Annotated in this window: 22 protein-coding genes and 1 pseudogene; 18 read left to right on the forward strand and 5 right to left on the reverse strand. The window is 66.9% G+C overall.

Going from position 1 to position 18,770, the window contains the following annotated elements; translation table 11 throughout:
- Nucleotides 1-99 precede the first annotated feature (99 nt).
- Nucleotides 100-915 (reverse strand): GntR family transcriptional regulator, encoded by an 816-nt coding sequence (locus tag CRM90_RS23155; protein WP_102809282.1) that lies wholly within the window; start codon nucleotides 913-915, stop codon nucleotides 100-102.
- A gap of 95 nt (nucleotides 916-1,010) precedes the next feature.
- Here CRM90_RS23155 and alr point away from each other — a divergent pair, with 95 nt between their 5' ends.
- From alr to groL, 9 genes are all read left to right on the forward strand, one after another.
- Nucleotides 1,011-2,198, forward strand: a complete 1,188-nt coding sequence (gene alr, locus CRM90_RS23160; protein WP_102809283.1) for an alanine racemase — start codon at nucleotides 1,011-1,013, stop codon at nucleotides 2,196-2,198.
- Nucleotides 2,188-3,387 (forward strand): alpha/beta fold hydrolase, encoded by a 1,200-nt coding sequence (locus CRM90_RS23165; protein WP_102809284.1) that lies wholly within the window; start codon nucleotides 2,188-2,190, stop codon nucleotides 3,385-3,387. The genes alr and CRM90_RS23165 overlap by 11 nt, the downstream gene beginning before the upstream one ends.
- Entirely contained in the window at nucleotides 3,380-3,850 is a 471-nt protein-coding gene (tsaE, locus tag CRM90_RS23170) for a tRNA (adenosine(37)-N6)-threonylcarbamoyltransferase complex ATPase subunit type 1 TsaE (protein WP_102809285.1), read from the forward strand. Before CRM90_RS23165 ends, tsaE begins: the two co-directional genes overlap by 8 nt.
- Nucleotides 3,838-4,494, forward strand: a complete 657-nt coding sequence (gene tsaB, locus CRM90_RS23175; RefSeq protein WP_199190016.1) for a tRNA (adenosine(37)-N6)-threonylcarbamoyltransferase complex dimerization subunit type 1 TsaB — start codon at nucleotides 3,838-3,840, stop codon at nucleotides 4,492-4,494. The genes tsaE and tsaB overlap by 13 nt, the downstream gene beginning before the upstream one ends.
- Nucleotides 4,491-4,952 carry a ribosomal protein S18-alanine N-acetyltransferase gene (rimI, locus tag CRM90_RS23180; RefSeq protein ID WP_102809286.1) on the forward strand — a complete coding sequence of 154 codons (462 nt, stop codon included), beginning with the start codon at nucleotides 4,491-4,493 and terminating at the stop codon, nucleotides 4,950-4,952. The genes tsaB and rimI overlap by 4 nt, the downstream gene beginning before the upstream one ends.
- Nucleotides 4,945-6,021: a tRNA (adenosine(37)-N6)-threonylcarbamoyltransferase complex transferase subunit TsaD gene (gene tsaD / locus CRM90_RS23185; protein ID WP_102809287.1), complete on the forward strand. Its 1,077-nt coding sequence runs from the start codon at nucleotides 4,945-4,947 to the stop codon at nucleotides 6,019-6,021. The genes rimI and tsaD overlap by 8 nt, the downstream gene beginning before the upstream one ends.
- Nucleotides 6,021-7,013 carry an alpha/beta fold hydrolase gene (locus tag CRM90_RS23190; RefSeq protein ID WP_102809288.1) on the forward strand — a complete coding sequence of 331 codons (993 nt, stop codon included), beginning with the start codon at nucleotides 6,021-6,023 and terminating at the stop codon, nucleotides 7,011-7,013. The genes tsaD and CRM90_RS23190 overlap by 1 nt, the downstream gene beginning before the upstream one ends.
- A gap of 209 nt (nucleotides 7,014-7,222) precedes the next feature.
- Nucleotides 7,223-7,525, forward strand: coding sequence for a co-chaperone GroES (gene groES, locus CRM90_RS23195; protein ID WP_036346100.1), 303 nt, complete (start codon nucleotides 7,223-7,225; stop codon nucleotides 7,523-7,525).
- An 85-nt stretch (nucleotides 7,526-7,610) separates the two neighbouring features.
- On the forward strand, nucleotides 7,611-9,233 hold the full coding sequence (gene groL / locus CRM90_RS23200) for a chaperonin GroEL (RefSeq protein WP_102809289.1): 1,623 nt from the start codon (nucleotides 7,611-7,613) through the stop codon (nucleotides 9,231-9,233).
- A gap of 71 nt (nucleotides 9,234-9,304) precedes the next feature.
- On the opposite strand, the gene CRM90_RS23205 is transcribed toward groL, so the two are convergent.
- On the reverse strand, nucleotides 9,305-9,826 hold the full coding sequence (locus CRM90_RS23205) for an SRPBCC family protein (RefSeq protein ID WP_102809290.1): 522 nt from the start codon (nucleotides 9,824-9,826) through the stop codon (nucleotides 9,305-9,307).
- Nucleotides 9,827-9,911: 85 nt separating this feature from the next.
- On the opposite strand from CRM90_RS23205, the pseudogene CRM90_RS23210 reads away from it, so the two are divergent.
- Both CRM90_RS23210 and CRM90_RS23215 read left to right on the forward strand, forming a co-directional pair.
- Nucleotides 9,912-10,133 (forward strand): annotated as a pseudogene (locus CRM90_RS23210) (hypothetical protein); the annotation flags it as partial.
- 39 nt (nucleotides 10,134-10,172) lie between these two features.
- Nucleotides 10,173-10,535 (forward strand): Rv1352/Rv1906c domain-containing protein, encoded by a 363-nt coding sequence (locus CRM90_RS23215; RefSeq protein ID WP_102809291.1) that lies wholly within the window; start codon nucleotides 10,173-10,175, stop codon nucleotides 10,533-10,535.
- Here the strand turns inward: CRM90_RS23215 and CRM90_RS23220 are convergent.
- Nucleotides 10,532-10,996: an OsmC family protein gene (locus tag CRM90_RS23220; RefSeq protein ID WP_102809292.1), complete on the reverse strand. Its 465-nt coding sequence runs from the start codon at nucleotides 10,994-10,996 to the stop codon at nucleotides 10,532-10,534. The genes CRM90_RS23215 and CRM90_RS23220 overlap by 4 nt on opposite strands.
- A 44-nt stretch (nucleotides 10,997-11,040) precedes the next feature.
- On the reverse strand, nucleotides 11,041-11,559 hold the full coding sequence (locus tag CRM90_RS23225) for a hypothetical protein (protein WP_102809293.1): 519 nt from the start codon (nucleotides 11,557-11,559) through the stop codon (nucleotides 11,041-11,043).
- Between the two features lie 129 nt (nucleotides 11,560-11,688).
- Between CRM90_RS23225 and CRM90_RS23230 the strand changes: the two genes are divergently transcribed.
- Nucleotides 11,689-11,895, forward strand: a complete 207-nt coding sequence (locus tag CRM90_RS23230; protein WP_233209470.1) for an excalibur calcium-binding domain-containing protein — start codon at nucleotides 11,689-11,691, stop codon at nucleotides 11,893-11,895.
- A 15-nt stretch (nucleotides 11,896-11,910) separates the two neighbouring features.
- On the opposite strand, the gene CRM90_RS23235 is transcribed toward CRM90_RS23230, so the two are convergent.
- The gene (locus CRM90_RS23235) at nucleotides 11,911-12,477 is read right to left on the reverse strand and encodes a TetR/AcrR family transcriptional regulator (RefSeq protein WP_102809295.1); all 567 of its coding nucleotides are present in this window, start codon (nucleotides 12,475-12,477) and stop codon (nucleotides 11,911-11,913) included.
- Nucleotides 12,478-12,615: 138 nt separating this feature from the next.
- On the opposite strand from CRM90_RS23235, the gene CRM90_RS23240 reads away from it, so the two are divergent.
- The 6 genes from CRM90_RS23240 to CRM90_RS23265 all read left to right on the forward strand — a co-directional run bounded on the left by CRM90_RS23240 (nucleotide 12,616) and on the right by CRM90_RS23265 (nucleotide 18,739).
- The gene (locus CRM90_RS23240; RefSeq protein WP_102809296.1) at nucleotides 12,616-13,554 is read left to right on the forward strand and encodes an oxygenase MpaB family protein; all 939 of its coding nucleotides are present in this window, start codon (nucleotides 12,616-12,618) and stop codon (nucleotides 13,552-13,554) included.
- Nucleotides 13,555-13,603: 49 nt separating this feature from the next.
- Nucleotides 13,604-14,638, forward strand: coding sequence for a zinc-binding dehydrogenase (locus tag CRM90_RS23245; RefSeq protein WP_102809297.1), 1,035 nt, complete (start codon nucleotides 13,604-13,606; stop codon nucleotides 14,636-14,638).
- A 19-nt stretch (nucleotides 14,639-14,657) separates the two neighbouring features.
- Nucleotides 14,658-15,359 carry a VldE C-terminal domain-containing protein gene (locus tag CRM90_RS23250; protein WP_502693306.1) on the forward strand — a complete coding sequence of 234 codons (702 nt, stop codon included), beginning with the start codon at nucleotides 14,658-14,660 and terminating at the stop codon, nucleotides 15,357-15,359.
- Between the two features lie 33 nt (nucleotides 15,360-15,392).
- Entirely contained in the window at nucleotides 15,393-16,289 is an 897-nt protein-coding gene (locus CRM90_RS23255) for a DUF4349 domain-containing protein (RefSeq protein ID WP_502693308.1), read from the forward strand.
- Nucleotide 16,290: 1 nt separating this feature from the next.
- Nucleotides 16,291-17,928 (forward strand): CocE/NonD family hydrolase, encoded by a 1,638-nt coding sequence (locus CRM90_RS23260; RefSeq protein ID WP_233209471.1) that lies wholly within the window; start codon nucleotides 16,291-16,293, stop codon nucleotides 17,926-17,928.
- Nucleotides 17,929-17,989: 61 nt separating this feature from the next.
- Nucleotides 17,990-18,739 (forward strand): SDR family oxidoreductase, encoded by a 750-nt coding sequence (locus CRM90_RS23265; protein ID WP_102809301.1) that lies wholly within the window; start codon nucleotides 17,990-17,992, stop codon nucleotides 18,737-18,739.
- Nucleotides 18,740-18,770 lie beyond the last annotated feature (31 nt).

Below are 18,770 nucleotides of genomic sequence, written 5' to 3' on the forward strand. Positions count from 1 at the left end.
CCTCGAACACCACCTCGAGGCGCTCCTTCGGGCTGAGCGCGACGGTCGAGGACATAACCCGATCATGGCAGCAGGGTCCGACAAAAACGGGCTGCGACGTCAGGACGCGGGCGAGGTCTCGACTGCGGCGTCGGGTCCGCGGTCGACGCCGGACTTGACCCGGATCCGGGTGCGGTCGGAGCGGAAGTAGTCGTAGGAGAATTCGACCGGAACATCGTTGCGGTCGTACGCCGTTCGCGTCACCAGAAGCAATGGATCGCCGACCGCAACGCCCAGCAGCCCGGCCGATGACTCGGTGGCCGGTACCGCCTCGATGTGCTCGTCCGCCGAACGCAGCGGGGTGTCGAATTCGTCGGCCATCAGCGCGTACACCGATCCGGTCAGGTCGGCGGACAGCAGTCCGGGGAACCGGGCGGCAGGGAGGTACGTCTCCTCGATCAATACCGGCGTGTTGTTGGCCGAGCGCATCCGGACGATCTTGTGCACCTGGGCGCCCCGTTTGAGGCGCAGGGCCTGGCGCACCACTGCGGTCGCCGGGCGGGTCGCCGCGCCGATCACCCGCGCGCCGGCGGCCATATCCAGCCTGCGCAGCTGCTCGGTGAACCCGGGCAGGCCGATGTGGTCGAACTCCAGCCGCGGCGTCTCGACGAAGTTGCCCCCGAAGCGTCCCCGGCTGCGCCGGATGAGTCCCTTGGCTTCGATGGCTGCCAGCGCCTGGCGCAGCGTCATCCGGCTCACGCCGAGCGCCCCGGCGATCTCGACCTCGGCCGGCAACTTGTCGCCGGGCGCCAGCGCACCGGAAACGATCAGTTTCTCCAGCCAGATCGCGATCCGGGCGTGGGCCGGCTGCTCGGACGGCCCGCTCAGGTCGGGACGTTCGGCCAGGACGGCGTCGTCCATCGACAGCACCCGCATTGGGCCGACTCTACCGCTCCTACCGGCACGAAATGACAGGTCAGCGCCCTATGCGGGCTCCCGAGTCGGTTTCTGGGACAATTGGCGACGGTGACATGACTATGCACACGACTTCGTTGACCCCGTCGACGCACACCCAGGTTTGGCGCCCCGGCGCCGAGGCGATCGTCGATCTCGGGGCGATCGCCCACAATGTGCGCGTTCTGCGTGAGCATGCGGGCTCCGCTCAGGTGATGGCCGTGGTCAAAGCCGACGCCTACGGCCACGGCGCTGTTGCGGCCGGTCGCGCCGCGGTGGACGCCGGTGCCGCCGAGTTGGGAGTGGCCACCATCGACGAGGCGCTGACGCTGCGCCAGGGTGGGATCACGGCGCCGGTTCTGTCGTGGCTGCACCCGCCGGGTACCGACTTCGCCCCGGCGTTGACCGCTGACATCGGAGTCGCCGTGTCATCGGTCCATCAGGTCGGTGCGGTGCTCGACGCCGTCGAACGCACCGGGCGCACGGCGGAGGTCACCGTCAAGGTCGACACCGGGCTCAACCGCAACGGGGTCAGCGCCGCCGACTATCCGGCGCTGCTGGCCGAACTCCAGCGCGCCGCGGCCGCCGACGCGATCCGGCTGCGGGGCATCATGTCGCATCTCGCCAACGGCGATGCCCCCGACGATCCGCTCAACGACCTTCAGGCACAGCGCTTTACCGCGATGATCGCCGAAGCACGCTCGCGTGGAATCGAATTCGACGTCGCACACCTATCCAACTCGCCTTCGGCGATGACCCGACCGGATCTGGGTTTCGACATGGTCCGCCCCGGCATCGCGGTGTACGGGCTGAGCCCCATCCCCGAGCGTGGCGACATGGGCCTGCGCCCGGCGATGACGCTTCGCTGCACCGTCGCGATGGTCAAGCCGGTCAAGGCCGGCGACGGGGTGTCGTACGGCCACACCTGGATCGCCGAGCGGGACACGAATCTGGCCTTGCTGCCCATCGGTTACGCGGACGGCCTGTATCGCACACTCGGCGGCCGTATCGACATTCTGATCAACGGGCGGCTGCGGCGCAGCGTCGGGCGGGTCTGCATGGATCAGTTCGTCGTCGATCTCGGTCCGGGCGATCCCGGGGTCGCGGCCGGCGACGAGGCGATCCTGTTCGGCCCCGGCACATCCGGTGAACAGACCGCGCAGGATTGGGCCGATCTGCTCGGCACCATCCATTACGAGGTGGTCACCAGCCCGCGTGGACGCGTGGTGCGCACGTACCGGGAGCCCAGCGCCGATGGACAGTGACGGCCAGAAGAATCCCAAGCCGCGCGGCATCGATCAGCGGCTGGCCCGCCGCGCCGAGAAGAGCGCGCAGCGGTTGGCGCGCAAGGCAGACCATCCGGGTCGCGGTGTCGGCAAGCGCGCCGGTCTGCTGGCCGGCGTAGCCGGACTCGGTGCGGTCGGCACGGTCGCCGGCGTTTCGGCGGCTCGTTCGTTCGGACAGCGGTCCGGTGTCGAAGATGTCTATCAGCGTGAGGATTTCGGGCTGCTGGACGCCGATCGCGGTTGTGTGGTGACCACCCCGGACGGCATCCCGCTGGTGGTGCGCGAGGTCGGACCCACCACCGCTCCCGTGACCGTGGTGTTCGCGCACGGGTTCTGCTTGCAGATGGGATCGTTCCATTTCCAGCGCGCGGCACTGGAGTCCCGGTGGGGTGATCAGGTCCGGATGGTCTTCTACGACCAGCGCGGCCACGGCCAGTCCAGCGCCGCGCCCGTCGACACCTATTCGGTGGAACAGCTGGGCAAGGACCTGGAAACCATTCTGCAAGTGATGGTTCCGCGCGGACCGGTGGTACTCGTCGGGCACTCGATGGGCGGCATGACCGTGCTGTCGCACGCCCGCCAGTTCCCCAAGCATTACGGCAGCCGGATCGTCGGCGCGGCGCTGATCTCGTCGGCCGCCGAGGGGCTGTCCCGCTCGCCGCTGGGCGAGATTCTGCAAAACCCGGCGCTGGAGGCGGTGCGCTTCGCCGCCCGGTACGCGCCCAAACTGGTCCACCGCACCCGCGGTGCGGCGCGCTCGGTGATCCGCCCCATCCTGCGTGCCGCCTCCTACGGCGACGACCATATGAGCCCGAGTGTGGTCGCCTTCTCCGAGAAGATGATTCACGACACGCCGATCGCGACCCTGGTGGAGTTCCTGCATGCCCTGGAAGTCCACGACGAGAGCGCCGCGCTGCCCGTTTTGGCCCGAATCCCGACGTTGATCGCCTGCGGTGATCACGACGTCCTCACGCCGATGGTTCATTCCGAGGAGATGGCAGCGGCGCTGCCCAACAGTGAATTGCTGATCGTGCCCGGAGCCGGACACCTCGTGCAGCTGGAGCAGCCGGAGCTGATCAACGACGCGCTGGTGCGCCTGGTCGAGCGTGCGACCCCGTCGAAACTGGTGGCCTTCGCCCGACGACTCAAGGACCGCAACCGTGGATAGCACAACGGTGCAGGACGGCACCCGCGAACTGCCCACCGTCGAGGACACCATCGCGCTCGGTGAACAGTTCGGCCGGCAACTGCGGGCCGGTGACGTCGTTGTCCTGTCCGGGCCGCTGGGCGCCGGAAAGACCGCATTCACCAAGGGAATCGCGCTCGGCATGGATGTGGAGGGTCCGGTGACCTCACCGACGTTCGTGCTGGCCCGTGTGCATCGGGCACGCCGGCGGGGAACCCCGGAACTGGTGCATGTCGACGTCTACCGGCTCCTCGAACACACCGGTGCCGATCTGCTGGCCGAACTCGATTCGCTGGATCTCGACGCTGACCTCGAGGACGCCGTCGTGGTGGTCGAATGGGGCGAAGGTCTGGCCGAGCGGCTGTCGGAGAACCATCTCGACGTCAGGCTGGAGCGCAGCGCCGAGAACGACGTGCGCACCGCGACATGGCGATGGAACCACTGATGATCCGCACCATCCTGGTCATCGACACCGCCACGCCGGCCGTCACCGCCGCGGTGGTGATTCGCGACGGCTCGGGCAGCCCGACAGTGGCCGCCGAGCGGATCACCCTCGACGCCCGCGCCCACGCCGAGACGCTGACCCCCAATGTGGTCGCGGCGATGTCGGACGCCGGGTTGGCCATGTCCGATCTGGATGCCGTCGTGGTGGGTTGCGGCCCAGGCCCGTTCACCGGTCTGCGGGTCGGGATGGCCACCGCCGCCGCCTACGGGCATGCGCTGGATCGGCCGGTGTTCGGGGTGTGCAGCCTGGACGGCATCGGCACGCAGACCACCGGGGCGGCCCTGGTGGTCACCGATGCCCGCCGCCGGGAGGTGTACTGGGCGCAGTACGTCGACGGGGTTCGGGTCGAGGGCCCTGACGTGGCCGCTGCCGCCGACGTTCCGGTCGGTGATGCCGCGAGCGTGGCGGGATCGTCGGATCATGCCGCGTTGTTCGGCCTGCGGGTGATCGGGCCCGCCTACCCGACAGCGACGGGACTGGTTGCCGCCGTTGCGGATTGGGATGAGGCGCCAGCGCCGTTGGTTCCGCTGTACCTGCGCCGCCCGGACGCGAAGACGCTCGCCGAACGTGGAGTTCTGCGATGAACGTTCGTTACGGCCCACTGCAGAAGACCGACGCCGCCCGCTGCGCCGAGTTGGAGAACCTGCTCTTCGACGGTGACGATCCGTGGCCGGATTTCGCGTTCGTGCGTGAACTGGCAGCCCCGCACAATCGGTACATCGCGGCCCGTGTTGACGACAAGTTGGTCGGGTACGCCGGCATCTCCCGGTTGGGTCGCATCCCGCCGTTCGAATACGAGATCCACACCGTGGGTGTGGATCCCGGCTACCAGGGACAGGGGATCGGTCGGCAGATGATGGTCGAGCTGCTCAGTGAGGTCGGCCCGGAGTCGACGGTGTTCCTGGAGGTGCGCACCGACAACGAGCCGGCGATCGCGCTGTACACCAGCCTCGGCTTCGCACGTGTGGGTGTGCGCAAACGCTACTACCGGGTCAGCGGTGCCGACGCTTACACCATGCGACGGGACCCGGCCCATGACTAACCCCGAGTCGCTTCGCTCCTGCCCGCCGAAAGTCGTTCTCGCCATCGAAAGCTCCTGCGATGAAACAGGAGTCGGCATCGCGCGGCTCGATGACGACGGCACCGTCACGCTGCTGGCCGACGAGGTGGCTTCCAGTGTCGACGAGCACGTCCGGTTCGGCGGAGTCGTCCCCGAGATCGCATCCCGGGCCCATCTCGAAGCGCTCGGGCCCACCATGCGCCGGGCAATGCAGACCGCCGGCATCGACAAGCCCGACGTCGTCGCGGCCACGATCGGGCCCGGGCTGGCCGGTGCCCTGCTGGTCGGGGTCGCTGCCGCGAAGGCGTACGCCGCTGCGTGGGGTGTGCCGTTCTATGCCGTCAACCACCTCGGCGGCCATCTCGCAGCCGACGTCTACGACCACGGCCCGCTACCGGAATGTGTTGGGCTGCTGGTATCCGGTGGGCACACCCACCTCCTGCACGTGCGCTCGCTCGGTGAGCCGATCGTCGAGTTGGGCAGCACCGTCGACGATGCGGCGGGGGAGGCCTACGACAAGGTGGCTCGGCTGCTCGGTCTGGGCTATCCCGGTGGCCGACCGCTCGACGAGCTGGCGCGCTCCGGCGATCGCACCGCAATCGCCTTCCCGCGCGGCATGACCGGCCCACGCGACGAACCGTTCGCGTTCTCGTTCTCCGGGCTCAAGACCGCCGTGGCCCGTTACGTCGAACGCCATCCCGACGCGCCGACCGCCGATGTCGCCGCCGGATTCCAGGAAGCCGTCGCCGATGTGCTCACCGCCAAGGCGGTGCGGGCCGCTACCGAGCTCGGAGTGTCGACATTGCTGATCGCGGGTGGGGTGGCGGCCAACTCGCGGCTACGCGAGCTTGCTGAAGAACGCTGCGCCGCAGCAGGTTTGACGCTTCGTATTCCGCGACCGCGGCTGTGTACCGACAATGGGGCGATGATCGCCTCGTTTGCCGCGCACCTGATCGCCGCCGGTGCGGCTCCCTCGCCGCTGGATGCGCGCAGTGACCCGGGTCTGCCGGTCGTCGCGGGACAGGTCACCGCCGGCCGAGCCGATCGTTGATGCACTACGACCTTCGGCTGCGTCCCGCGCAACCGGCCACCCCGGCGGCCGATGCGTTCACCATCCACCGATGCGAGGTGCCGGCAAGCCCCGGCCGAGACGGGCTGTCGCTGGCCGTTGTCCGTGAGGGGGTAGGTGGTTACCCGCTGCTGTTGTTGCACGGCTACCCCGAGACCAAGCGGATCTGGTGGCGCAACATCGCCGCGCTCGCCGACGCCGGCTACGAGGTGATCGCCCCGGACCTTCGTGGGCACGGTGACTCCGACGTCTCGCAGGACGACGTGTATGACATCGCGGCCTACAGCCGAGACGTCTACCTGCTGGTGCACGACGTCCTGGGTCACGAACGGTGCGGGGTCGTCGGCGGCGATGTCGGTGGGGTGGTCGCGGTGGATCTGCTGCATCGCTATCCCGGCTTCGTCGACAAGCTGGTGTTCTTCGACACCGTGCCGCCGCTGGTGTTCGACGACTATGTCGCGGTGGGCCTGGACCCGATGAGCATCCTGAGTGACGGTCCGACCGGCGACTACCGCCACCGGCAGGGTGCCACCCCGGACGAACTGGCCGCCGAGCTCGACACCGCAGACAAGCGTAGGCGCTACATCGGCGAGATGTACGGCCACCGGCTGTGGGCCTCGCCGGGCACGTTCAGCTCGGAGGACGTCGACTTCATGACCGAGCCGTTCGGCAGTGAGGAGCGGCTGCGGGCCGGATGGGCCGTCTACCAGTTAGCTCATGGCCGCCCGGTCAGCGAGCCGCCGATCATGGACCGCAAGGTCGATGTGCCGACCCTGATCCTCTACGGCATGGACGACCATGTCGTCGGCCCGGAGTTCGTGCACTTCTGCGAGGTCGCGTTCACCGACCGGACCGGACCCGTCGTGCTGCCGGGCGCCGGGCACTTCCTGCAGTGGGAGCGAGCCGATCTGTTCAATACGCTGGTCATCGCGTTTTTCGGCGACTTACGCGTCCGTCACGAGCTGTCGGACTGAGCCGCGGCGTCCGCTCTGGGCGAATAGGCAGGATGCCACCCTTGAGTGCTAGCACTCGCATGTATAGAGTGCTAGGTGGCTTACGGACATCCCCTGCGCCGGCACCCGCGACGACGACGCGAGGGCACGGACGTATGCCGAACACCTGGTAATTCCGACTGGTCCGGGCGCACTCGCCCCGGCAACAAGTTAACTAAGTGGAGGACTCCATCGTGGCCGTGAACATCAAGCCACTCGAGGACAAGATCCTCGTACAGGCCAATGAGGCCGAGACGACCACCGCGTCGGGTCTGGTCATCCCGGACACCGCCAAGGAGAAGCCGCAGGAAGGCACCGTCGTTGCCGTCGGCCCCGGCCGCTGGGACGAGGACGGCGAGAAGCGGATTCCGCTGGACGTCGCTGAGGGCGACACCGTCATCTACAGCAAGTACGGCGGCACCGAGATCAAGTACAACGGCGAGGAGTACCTGATCCTGTCGGCCCGCGACGTGCTGGCGGTCGTCAACAAGTAGCAACCGTGAACCGCCCCGGAGATCCCCGTATTCATGCGGGTGGTGTCCGGGGCGGAACGCGCTTAAGCGAAATCAGGACTGACATATGAGCAAATTGATTGAGTTCGACGAGACCGCACGCCGGGCCATGGAGATCGGCGTCGACAAGCTCGCCGATGCCGTGAAGGTGACCTTGGGTCCGCGCGGTCGCCATGTGGTGCTCGCCAAGTCGTTCGGCGGCCCCACGGTCACCAACGACGGCGTGACCATCGCGCGTGAGATCGAGCTGGAGGATCCCTTCGAGAATCTCGGTGCGCAGCTGGTGAAGTCGGTGGCCACCAAGACCAACGACGTGGCCGGCGACGGAACGACAACGGCCACCGTTCTGGCCCAGGCCATCATCAAGAACGGCCTGCGCAATGTGGCCGCAGGCGCGAACCCGATCGCCCTTGGCTCGGGCATCGGCCGGGCTGCCGATGCCGTGTCCGAGGCGCTGCTTGCGTCGGCCACGCCGGTGGCCGGCAAGACCGGCATCGCCCAGATTGCCACCGTCTCCTCGCGCGACGAGGAAGTTGGCGAGCTGGTCGGCGAGGCGATGACCAAGGTCGGCACCGACGGTGTGGTCAGTGTCGAGGAGTCCTCGACGATGAACACGGAGCTGGAGATCACCGACGGCGTCGGGTTCGACAAGGGCTTCATCTCGGCCTACTTCGTCACCGATTTCGATTCGCAGGAGGCCGTCCTCGAGGACGCGCTGGTACTGCTGCACCGTGACAAGATCAGCTCCCTGCCCGACCTGCTGCCGCTGCTGGAGAAGGTCGCTCAGGACGGCAAGCCGCTGCTGATCGTGGCCGAGGACGTCGAGGGCGAGGCGCTGTCGACTCTGGTCGTCAACGCAATCCGCAAGACGTTGAAGGCTGTTGCGGTCAAAGCGCCGTTCTTCGGTGACCGCCGCAAGGCGTTCCTCGACGACCTGGCGGTCGTGACCGGTGGCCAGGTGGTCAATCCCGACGTCGGCCTGCTGTTGCGTGAGGTCGGCATTGAGGTGCTGGGCACCGCGCGCCGCGTGGTGGTCAGCAAGGACTCCACCGTCATCGTCGACGGCGGCGGATCTGCCGACGACATCGCGGCCCGCGTCAAGCAGCTCAAGAGTGAGATCGAGGCGAGCGAATCCGACTGGGACCGCGAGAAGCTGCAGGAGCGGCTGGCCAAGCTGGCCGGCGGCGTTGCGGTGATCAAGGTCGGTGCCGCCACCGAGACCTCGCTCAAGGAGCGCAAGCACCGGGTCGAGGACGCCGTGTCGGCGGCCAAAGCCGCGGTCGAGGAGGGCATTGTCGCCGGTGGTGGCAGCGCTCTGGTGCAGGCCAACAAGGCGCTCGATTCGCTGCGGGCATCGGTGTCCGGCGACGAGGCACTCGGCGTCGAGGTGTTCGCCTCGTCGCTGTCGGCCCCACTGTTCTGGATCGCCACCAACGCCGGTTTCGACGGTGCGGTCGTGGTCAACAAGGTCGGCGAGCTGCCCACCGGGCACGGCTTCAATGCTGCGACGCTGACCTACGGCGATCTGATCGCCGACGGTGTGATCGACCCGGTGAAGGTGACCCGCTCCGCGGTGCTCAACGCCGCATCGGTGGCACGCATGGTGCTCACCACCGAGACTGCGATCGTGGAGAAGCCGGTCGATGCCGACGAGCATGCCGGCCATGGTCATCACGGGCACGCGCACTAAGTAGTTGTCTGCCGAGCAGACGGAAACGCCCCCGACACTCCGAGTGTTTGGGGGCTTTTCCGTCTGTTCGCCTACCCGTCCTGTTCGTATTCGACTGGCCGAGGCTGAACTTCGATCGCCTTCTTCAGATACAGCAGTTCGGCTCGCGCGTGGGCGCGGTCCTTCTCGATGCCGTCAAGCAGCCGCTCGAAGGCGAAGGAGGCTGCTCGACCGATGGTTGTCCGGGGAAACTGTGCCCACACCGTCGCGCTGACCGTGCACGCCTGAGCCCCACGCGGCTCGACTCGCCAAGTGACACCCTCCCGGACATGCACTGAGACACCGATCCATCGATAGCGGGCCTTCGCTTCCCAGCTGACCGCCGTCCCTGGCTCGACAGCAGTGATCGTGCCGACCGCCTCGCCGGGGATGCCGCCAATCTTTTCCCGAATCCGCAGCGCGGCACCGACTTCGGTCACCGACCGGGTGTCGAGGTGTTCGAGGGATTGGTGTTCCGGATTAGATTGAAGCCACCAGTCATCGATGTCGCGGAGGACATCCCATGCGTGTGTGGGCGGCGTCGCAACATCTACCGCTTCAGTGAATTCGAACATCGCTCACTCCCTTCGCCAGGTGCCTACCCCAAGATCACCAAAGTATGCATCGTTGCGCATGTATTTTCGGCCGGTGGCGAGCACCACCAATGTCGCGGCTCGCGTCGAGCAGCTCACCAAGACCACCGCTGACGCGATTCTTCTCACTCAACAGACCGTCGGGGCCTTCGTATCTCGCCCTGCAGGGCTGGCCGACCGAGGCGTCCACGCGCTGAAAGGCAAATCGGCGCCCACGCGAGTGTTCGGCCTTGATCCGACGGCGAGCGCAATTGTTGAGATCGGTAGCGGCGCCGAGCCCGTGCACTGATCGTGCGCTTCGCCGCAGATGTCAGTCGAAGGAGGAACGATGCGCCGAACGGTTCTGCCCTGGGCTGGGGTCCTCGCCGCTGCCGCCGCCCTCGCGGGTGGCGCACCAGCCACTGCTGATCCGTTAGACCCGATACCGGGTGAGGGTTTCTTCCTCGTCGGCCCTGACATTGCACCTGGCGTCTACAACACCAGCGGGTCGGCGTCGTCTTGGACGATCTACATCAACGATGTGCCGACACAGGACTCGATGTGTGTGTGGTTCACCTACAGCACGCCGGACACAGACAAAGATCACGTAGTAGCCACGAACATGTCCGTCGGCCCCATGAACGCGGCGATCAATTCGACGGTGAAGGCCTTCGAGTCACACAACTGTCAGCCATGGACTCGGGTGAGCTAGACGACGAGTGACGTCGCGATGTCGACTTCGGACGTCAGTGTCTGGTGCACCGGGCAACGCTCGGCGATCATCAAGAGCCGCTCGCGCTGGGTGTCGTCGAGGTCGCCGACCAAGGTGATGGTCCGGTCGATGTGGCTGACCCAGCCTTTCTTGGTTTCGCAGTCGGCGCAGTCTTCGGCGTGAATCCTCTTGTGCTGCAAGGACACCTCTACCCGTTCAAGTGGCCAGCCCTTCTTGTTGGCGTACATCCGCACCGTCATCGACGTGCATGCCCCCAGGCCTGCCAACAACAGGTCATACGGCGTCGGCCCGGCATCGTCGCCAATCGGCAGCGGTTCGTCTGCGAAAAGCTGATGCTTACCGGCGGTGATGGTCTGGGTGTAGGTGCCGGTGCCCGTTTCTGTCACCGTCACGGTGCCCTCGGATGACGCGGCGTCGCCATTGGTGTTCTGTGCCGTCATGGCTGCAATAGAACACCACACCGCACTCGCGGTGTCGGGCAGACTCAGCTGAGCGGATTGCCCGGCGGTGTCGGCTGAATCGACACCAGGCGTAAGACGCCCGGCTGGGCGTCGTCAGGCGTGAACCGGACCACCAGCACATCCGGCGGGAACTGCGTGGCGAGGTCATTCAGCGTCCTGGGCATGAACACTTTGGTCTTCGCATTGGCGTACCAACTGGGATCGAACTGATCGACGCTGAGCTGGCTGACGCTGTCGATGGTGGAGTCCCAGCGTTGCACAGGCTCGGGTGCCGAATCGCCGAACCCGGTCGATTTCAGATACGCATCGCCTTGTCCCGCAAGGGTTATCGCCGCACCGCCACCGACCGGCGCGCCGGTGATGGTGCCGTTGACGGCGTCGGCTGTGACTGACGTCAGCCGCGCGGTGCACTCGTTGCCGACGACGCGGGCCGGGGTGCAGAAATCGGGCAGTGGGTCTGCGTGCGCGGGTGCAGCCGACAATGCCAACGCGGCCAGCGCTGCACCGGTGGTGATTGCTGCACGGTGGCACTCGGTCGTCATGTCGATCCTCCTGGCGTCACTGATGTAGTCGGCCCATCGGTCGCCGCAATTACATGATTGGGTAAAAGTCCAGGTCACAATTTTGACGTTCCAGTCAATCGTCCGGCAATTGTGAATATCCTCCTCACCGTGATCAAACCTGTCGCACTGCTCGCGGCGTCGGCGTTCAGCGTCATCGCAGTCGGGGTCTCGGCACCCGCCCACGCGCAACCAAGCGCACCGTTCAAGAACTGCACAGCCGCGAAAGCCGCCGGGTACTGCGATATCCCCACCGACAGCCCGCTGTACACGCCGAGCCAAGACCGCGACAGCGACGGGCTCGCGTGTGAGTGCTGATGAGTCTGTCGGGGCCTAGTCGCGGCCGCCGACCAGTAGGCCCGCGGAGGCGAACTTGAGCCCGGCCCGCAGTTCGTCCAGCGAGATGGGATCGTCAGATTCGATGTAGCGCATGGTCGTTGCGACGGCCATGTTGAAGAACAACCACGCCAAGGCGCTGGTGCGCAGTTCGTCGCGGTAGTGGCTGCGGTAATGCGTCATGTGCAGTCTGGTCATCGCCAGCAGGGTGGCGTTGAGGCCGGAGACGTTCTCGAAAGTCCGGACGTGCTCGGGGCGTTCGTTGAGGTAGCGGATCAGCCGACGGTTGGCGATCGTGAAGTCGATGAGCATGTCGATCGCGGACTCCATCGCGGATTCCGGCTCGTCGAGCGTGTTCGCCCGCAACATCTCCTCGATCGCAGGGGCCTGTTCGGTGGCGAGTTGCTCGACAGCCGCGTTGATCATCTGATCCTTGTTCTCGAAGTACTGGTAGATCGACCCCTTGCTGATGCCGGCCTTCTCCGCGATCAGGTTGGTGGTGATCTCCTCCGGCGCATGCCGGTGCAGCAACATCGCCGTGGTCGAGATAATTTTTGCGACCATCTCCCGGGAGCGTGCCTGTTGCGGCGACTTGCGACGCCCTGACCTGGGCTTAGCTGGGCTCACCAAATGCTCCTGACGCGACTTGAATGCGACCTGATAGTCAGGTTAGCGTCTGGCCAACCGACAGGAGGGTCACCGATGACCGCCACACCAGACCTTGATGTCCACCAGGCATTCGCTGACTCCGGGCCCGTCGAACTCGTTCCACCGGACTCGCTGACCGCCGAACACACCGGCCACTGGACGTTTCTCGTCCTCGAAGGCGCGGCGTTCATGATGCAGGCCATGCACCCGGTGATCGCCGAGGTCACCGGGAAGTACTCGGCTGCATTCCACGGCGACCCGGGCGGTCGCGCGATCCGTTCCGTCGACTCCGTCCTGCGCTGGACCTACGGCGGTGCCGAGGCCGCCGCCGAAGGCGACCGGGTGCGCGACCTGCACAAGCCGATCACGATGAAGAGCGCCGAAACCGGTAAGCAGATCAGCGCGCTGAATCCCGAGGCCTACCAATGGGTGATCGCCACCGGCTACATCGTCAATGCGCAGGCCGGCCGGCTGATGATCGGGCGTGAGTTCACCGACGCGGAAAAGGATGAGCTGCTGCGGGACAATCGGCGACTGGCTCGCCTGCTGCACGTGCCGATGCGTGGTTACCCCGAGACGCAGCAGGAGATGGCCGACTACTACGAGGCGATGATCGACACGCTGCAGGGGACCCCGCAGGCGCTGTCATTGATCGAGGATTTGAAGAACGGCAAAGCCGAAGTACCGCCGACGATTCCGAAGCCCGTGGCGGCGATCGTGCGTGCGTCGCTCAAGCCGGCGCTGCGGCTGAACTACCTCTCGATCGTCGGACTGCTCGATCCGCGGCTACGCGACAAACTCGGCGTCACCTGGAGTGCCGACGAGGAACGTCAGCTCGCCCGCCGGTACACAGCTATCCGCATCGCCTACCGAGTGCTGCCCGAGCGACTCACCTACTTCCCGTTGGCCTACCACGCCCGCAAGCACCACAAGTGCCTCGAGAAAATGAAGCAGCGTCAACAGAAGTCATTCGCCTACAACCTCCGGCAGTGACCGAGGATGCGCCAGGCGGTGGCGATCACCGGCGATCTACTGTCGAACCATGCGCGCAACCCTGATGTACGAGGCCGGCGACGTTCGCGTCGAGGACGTACCGGATCCCGTCCTGAAAGATCCCACCGACGCCATCGTGCGGGTCACCCGCTCCTGCATCTGCGGCAGCGACCTCTGGCCGTACCAATCCATGCCGCACAAGGACGGCGGCCGCCGGATGGGCCACGAATTCATCGGGATCGTCGAGGACGTCGGCGCCGACGTCGGGGGTCTTCAGCGCGGTGATCTGGTCGTCGCGCCGTTCGTCTGGGCGGACAACACCTGCGACTTCTGCCGCGAGGGTTTGCAGACGTCATGTCGCCACGGCGGTGGTTGGGGCGCTCGCGGAGTCGACGCCGGGCAGGGCGAGGCGGTGCGCGTTCCCCAGGCGCAAGGCACTCTCGTGAAGCTTCCCGTCGCCGAAGACTCAGCACTGATGCCGTCGCTGCTGACGTTGTCCGACGTGTTCTGCACCGGCCACCACGGCGTGGTCACCGCTCGTGTGCGGCCCGGCTCGTCGGTGACCGTCATCGGCGACGGTGCGGTCGGACTGTGCGCGGTGCTAGCCGCCAAGCGCCTCGGCGCCGAGCAGATCATCCTCAACGGCCGTCACACCAGCCGAACCGATCTGGGCCGCGATTTCGGTGCCACCAATGTCGTGGCCGAACGCGGTGACGAAGCCGCCGAGAAGATTCGGGAACTGACCGGTGGCGACGGTACCCACGCCGTCATCGAATGCGTCGGCACCGAGCAGTCACTCGTCACCGCGCTCGGCGCCGTCCGGGCCGGCGGCGCGGTCAGCAGGCTCGGCGTCTCCCAATACCGCAACGTTCCACTGGGATTCGACACCATGATGCGCAACATCACCCTCACCGGTGGTGCCGCACCCGCCCGCGCCTACATCGAGGAACTCATGCCCGACATCCTCGAGGGCGTCATCGAGCCCGGCCGGGTTTTCGACCGGATGATCGGGCTGGACGAGACGCCCGACGGCTATCGCGCGATGGCCGACCGCGAAGCGCTCAAGGTGCTGATCTCGCCCTGACATAACGGCTCGGCGAAGGTTGCCCCATCCCAACACCCGCCGCAGTAAAGTGCTGCTCGTGGTCAACGTGTTCGCCGGTGCAGGGGGTCGCTGGCTGGCGGTCGCGGCTTCGGTGACCGTTGCCGGGGCGATGTTCTATGCCCAAAGCAACGAAACCAAGTGTTGTGTTGCGGCGCCGACGGTTTCGCCCGCCGCCCAGACCGCCGTCGCAGCCGACGTGCCGCGCATCGCGCAGCCCACCGAGGCGGAGCTGCTGGCCGCCAGCGCACCCCTCGCCGCAGGCAACTTCCAAATGGCGATGCCGCGCGGCATCGCCCCCGAACAGGGTCTGCAGATCCACACCATCTGGGTGGCCCGCGCGATCAGCATGATGTTCCTGGAGATCAAGACCATCGGGGGCTACCGGCAGGACCCGTTGAAGTGGCATCCCAACGGATTGGCCATTGACGTCATGATTCCGAACTATCACACCCCGGAAGGGATCGAACTCGGCAACCAGATCGCCGGCTTCGCCCTGGCGAACGCCAAACGATGGGGTGTGCTGCACGTGATCTGGCGGCAAGGCTTCTACCCGGGGATCGGGGCGCCCAGCTGGACCGCCGACTACGGCAATGAAACCGCCAACCACTTCGACCACGTTCACATCGCCACCGACGGCGGCGGCTACCCGACCGGGCGTGAGACGTACTTCCTCGGATCGATGCAATCAGAGCCGGCCTAGCAGGTGCTTACCGCGAAAGCTCGGGTGGCGGCGCTGGCCGTCGTGGGCATCGCCGCGCTGAGCCCGGTCGCAGCGTGTGCCGGGCCCAATCCGCGCCAACCGACCGCGCCCGCTCCGTCGGTCAGTTCGGCCGAGGGTGCCGGCGCGCCGATGCCGCAGGACGCACCGGGCCAACCCCCGATGGCCAAGCGAGATGTGGTCAAGACGGCATCGATGTCCATCTCGGTGGCAGACCCGGCGGAGGCCGCGGACAAAGCCGCGGTCATCGTCGAGAACGCGAAGGGTCGCGTCGACAGCCGTTCCGAGGACGCGGGATCCGGTACCGGACGGGCCCGCTCGACGGTGGTCTTACGGGTACCTGCCGCCAAGCTCGACGAGACGCTGCGTGAACTCAAGACGCTGGGCACCGTCGAGCACGTTCAGGTGAGCGCCGACGACGTCACCGCCCAGCGCGTCGACCTCGACGCCCGGATCACGGCATTGCAGACCTCGGTCGACCGGCTGCTCGGCATCATGCGCGACGCCAAGGACCCTGACGCACTGATCAAAGCCGAAAGCGCGTTGTCGGAACGTCAGGCCGACCTCGACAGCCTGCGGGCCCAGCGGCAGGCGCTCGGTGACCAGATCGACTACAGCACCGTCGACGTCACCTTCGTCGCCCAGGAGATCGGCGGGCCTGCCCCCACCGAGTATCGAGGATTCTTCGATCAGGTCGAACGGGGTTGGGACACACTGGTTTCCGTCGCCGGAAACCTGATCCTGCTGTTCGGTCTGCTGCTGCCCTGGCTGGCGGTGCTGGCGGTCGCCGGTGCGATCGTCTACCTCATCGTGCGCCTCACGAAGGCCCGCCAGCCCGCGCCGCAACCCGGGCAACCTCCGCTACCCGCCACGGTCGGCGCTCCCGATGAGGATGAGGCGCCCCCCAGCTGACATGGCACCCCGATACGACCGGCCCTGGCGACGCCCCGGCGCAGCGGCTTACGCCCGCCGTCGGATCCGGACCTTCCTGCATCCTCCGGTGACCGTCCTGCCCGCGCCGGACGACCTGCTGAAGGACCACGACGTGGCTGTTCGGATGCGCGACGGAGTCACGTTGCGCGTCAACGTCTATCGCCCACCCGGCCGGGGCCCCTTCCCGGTCATCCTCTCGGTGCACCCCTATGGCAAGGATGCCCTGCCGCGCCGAACGCGCCGGGGGTGGCGGCTCAACTTCCAATTCCGGATCATGAATCAGCCGTCGCCCTTTCAGATTTCGAGTGAAACCGGGTGGGAGGCGCCGGACCCGGTGGCATGGGTCGCGCGGGGCTATGTCGTGATCAACTCCGATGCGCGGGGCGCGGGCACCTCCGACGGGACCGGCACGCTGCTGTCCGACGACGAGGCCCGCGACACCTACGACCTGATCGAGTGGGCCGGAACGCAGCCCTGGTCCAACGGCCGGGTGGGAATGCTTGGTGTCTCGTATCTTGCTCTCTCACAATATAAGTCGGCAGCCTTGCAGCCGCCGCATCTCGCGGCGATCTGTCCATGGGAAGGGTTCACCGACGCCTACCGCGATTTCATGACACCGGGCGGCGTCCCCGAGCGCGGTTTCTCGGTGATCTGGCAGGCCCTGACCCGCCGGGTCGCCCGCCTGTCGGTCGACATCGGCGAACAGCGGCGCCGGCATCCGCTGCGTGACGAGTGGTGGCAGTCCATCACGCCCGACCTCGCGCACATCGAGGTGCCAATCTTGGCCTGCGCCAGCTTCTCCGACCACAACCTGCACAGCCAGGGTTCCTGGCGACTGATCGAACAGGCGGGCTCGGCCGAACGCAGCGCATACACGCACCGCGGCGGGAAATGGGCCGTGTTCTACAGCGACGAGGCCCAGCGCGCGCAGACGGCCTTCTTCGACCGTCACCTGCGCAGCCTCGACGTGCCCGCGCCGCCGCGGGTCCGGCTGGAAGTCCGCGAGCGCCGGGACGCCGTGGTCGGCGTGCGCACCGAGAACGAGTGGCCATTGGACCGGACACGCTGGACCGCACTGCATCTCGGCGACAACGGAACGCTGGCCGAGCTGGCACCCGCGGCCGCCGGGACCGCGACGTTTCGGCTGCGCAGGCAAGCGATCGCGTTCTCGCACCGCTTCGATCGCGATGTCGAGCTCACCGGCCCGATGCGCCTGCGGCTGCGGATCGCGCTGGACGGCGCCGACGACGCACACCTGTTCGTCGGCGTCGAAAAGTGGAGCGACGGGCAGTACGTACCGTTCGAGGGGTCCTACGGTTACGGCCGGGACCGGATCGCCGACGGGCGGCTGCGGCTGGCGCTGCGAGACTCCCTGGACGCCCTCACGCCGCTGCATCCGGGAGAGGTTGTCGACGCCGACATCGCGCTGAGCGCCTCCTCGACGTTGTTTCGGGCCGGCGACGAGTTGCGGTTGCTGATCGCCGGGCGCTACCTCGAACCGTTCAACCCTCTGTTCGGCCACCTGCCCGCGCGGTACGCACCGAGCCGGCGGGGGAGTGCGGTCGTGCACTGGGGGCCGGGCGCCTCGGCGCTCACGATCCCGGTGATACCGGGATGAGAATGCGAACACGGCGGCGTTCGACCCAACAGGTATCCGTTCTCGACACTGGAGGTCTTACATGCGTATCGCGGTAGCAGGCGCAACCGGCAACATCGGTGCTCGCACCGCCGCGGCTCTCGAACGCGACGGGCACGAGGTCGTGCGGATCAGCCGGTCGGAAGGTGTCGACCTGATCACCGGCGCGGGCCTGGACGCGGCGCTGAACGGGGTGGACGCGGTGGTCGACGCCATCAGCGCGCCACCCATGGGCGTGGACGAGACCCGTGAGTATTTCGCAACCACGACGACAAACCTGCTCGCAGCCGAGCAACGCGCGGGCGTGCGTCATCACGTGCTTCTCTCGATCGTGGGGATCCACCGGCAAGAAGCCGGAACCGCCCATCACGTGGGCAAGGTGGCGCAAGAACAGTTGGTCGAGGCCGGCCCGGTTCCCTGGACGATCGTCCCGGCGACCCAGTTCCACGACTTCGCGGCGATGGTCGCCGGCTGGAGCGAGCAGGACGGCGTCGCGCTCATCCCGCCGCTGCTCGTGCAGCCCATCGCACCGGACGATATCGCCGCAGTGCTCGCCGAGATCGCGGTCGGCGCGCCCCAGGGCCGACATGTCGACGTCGCGGGACCGGAAACTCAGGATCTGGTGGATATGGCGCGACGGACCCATGCCGTGCGCGGCAAGTCGGTGAAGCTGGTTCCGACCTGGGAGGGTCCGCAGGGGGTCGAGTTCGCCGGCAATGTCCTTCTGCCTGGCGAGGGCGCGCGGATCGCCCCGACGACGTTCGAACAGTGGCTGGCGGCGGGCGCTCAGTGAGAAAGAGGCCCACCCCGGAAGTGGGTGGGCC

It is taken from the genome of Mycobacterium sp. ENV421 (genome assembly GCF_002887815.1).
In the GTDB taxonomy this organism is placed as follows: domain Bacteria; phylum Actinomycetota; class Actinomycetes; order Mycobacteriales; family Mycobacteriaceae; genus Mycobacterium.

What these genes read in the sequence shown, in the direction of transcription:
- CRM90_RS23155 (WP_102809282.1), bottom strand. Translation starts at nt 915, where the DNA reads ATGCGGGTGCTGTCGATGGACGACGCCGTCCTGGCCGAACGTCCCGAC.
- alr (WP_102809283.1), top strand. Translation starts at nt 1,011, where the DNA reads ATGACTATGCACACGACTTCGTTGACCCCGTCGACGCACACCCAGGTT.
- CRM90_RS23165 (WP_102809284.1), top strand. Translation starts at nt 2,188, where the DNA reads ATGGACAGTGACGGCCAGAAGAATCCCAAGCCGCGCGGCATCGATCAG.
- tsaB (WP_199190016.1), top strand. Translation starts at nt 3,838, where the DNA reads ATGGAACCACTGATGATCCGCACCATCCTGGTCATCGACACCGCCACG.
- rimI (WP_102809286.1), top strand. Translation starts at nt 4,491, where the DNA reads ATGAACGTTCGTTACGGCCCACTGCAGAAGACCGACGCCGCCCGCTGC.
- tsaD (WP_102809287.1), top strand. Translation starts at nt 4,945, where the DNA reads ATGACTAACCCCGAGTCGCTTCGCTCCTGCCCGCCGAAAGTCGTTCTC.
- CRM90_RS23190 (WP_102809288.1), top strand. Translation starts at nt 6,021, where the DNA reads ATGCACTACGACCTTCGGCTGCGTCCCGCGCAACCGGCCACCCCGGCG.
- groL (WP_102809289.1), top strand. Translation starts at nt 7,611, where the DNA reads ATGAGCAAATTGATTGAGTTCGACGAGACCGCACGCCGGGCCATGGAG.
- CRM90_RS23205 (WP_102809290.1), bottom strand. Translation starts at nt 9,826, where the DNA reads ATGTTCGAATTCACTGAAGCGGTAGATGTTGCGACGCCGCCCACACAC.
- CRM90_RS23215 (WP_102809291.1), top strand. Translation starts at nt 10,173, where the DNA reads ATGCGCCGAACGGTTCTGCCCTGGGCTGGGGTCCTCGCCGCTGCCGCC.
- CRM90_RS23220 (WP_102809292.1), bottom strand. Translation starts at nt 10,996, where the DNA reads ATGACGGCACAGAACACCAATGGCGACGCCGCGTCATCCGAGGGCACC.
- CRM90_RS23225 (WP_102809293.1), bottom strand. Translation starts at nt 11,559, where the DNA reads ATGACGACCGAGTGCCACCGTGCAGCAATCACCACCGGTGCAGCGCTG.
- CRM90_RS23235 (WP_102809295.1), bottom strand. Translation starts at nt 12,477, where the DNA reads ATGGTCGCAAAAATTATCTCGACCACGGCGATGTTGCTGCACCGGCAT.
- CRM90_RS23240 (WP_102809296.1), top strand. Translation starts at nt 12,616, where the DNA reads ATGACCGCCACACCAGACCTTGATGTCCACCAGGCATTCGCTGACTCC.
- CRM90_RS23245 (WP_102809297.1), top strand. Translation starts at nt 13,604, where the DNA reads ATGCGCGCAACCCTGATGTACGAGGCCGGCGACGTTCGCGTCGAGGAC.
- CRM90_RS23260 (WP_233209471.1), top strand. Translation starts at nt 16,291, where the DNA reads ATGGCACCCCGATACGACCGGCCCTGGCGACGCCCCGGCGCAGCGGCT.
- CRM90_RS23265 (WP_102809301.1), top strand. Translation starts at nt 17,990, where the DNA reads ATGCGTATCGCGGTAGCAGGCGCAACCGGCAACATCGGTGCTCGCACC.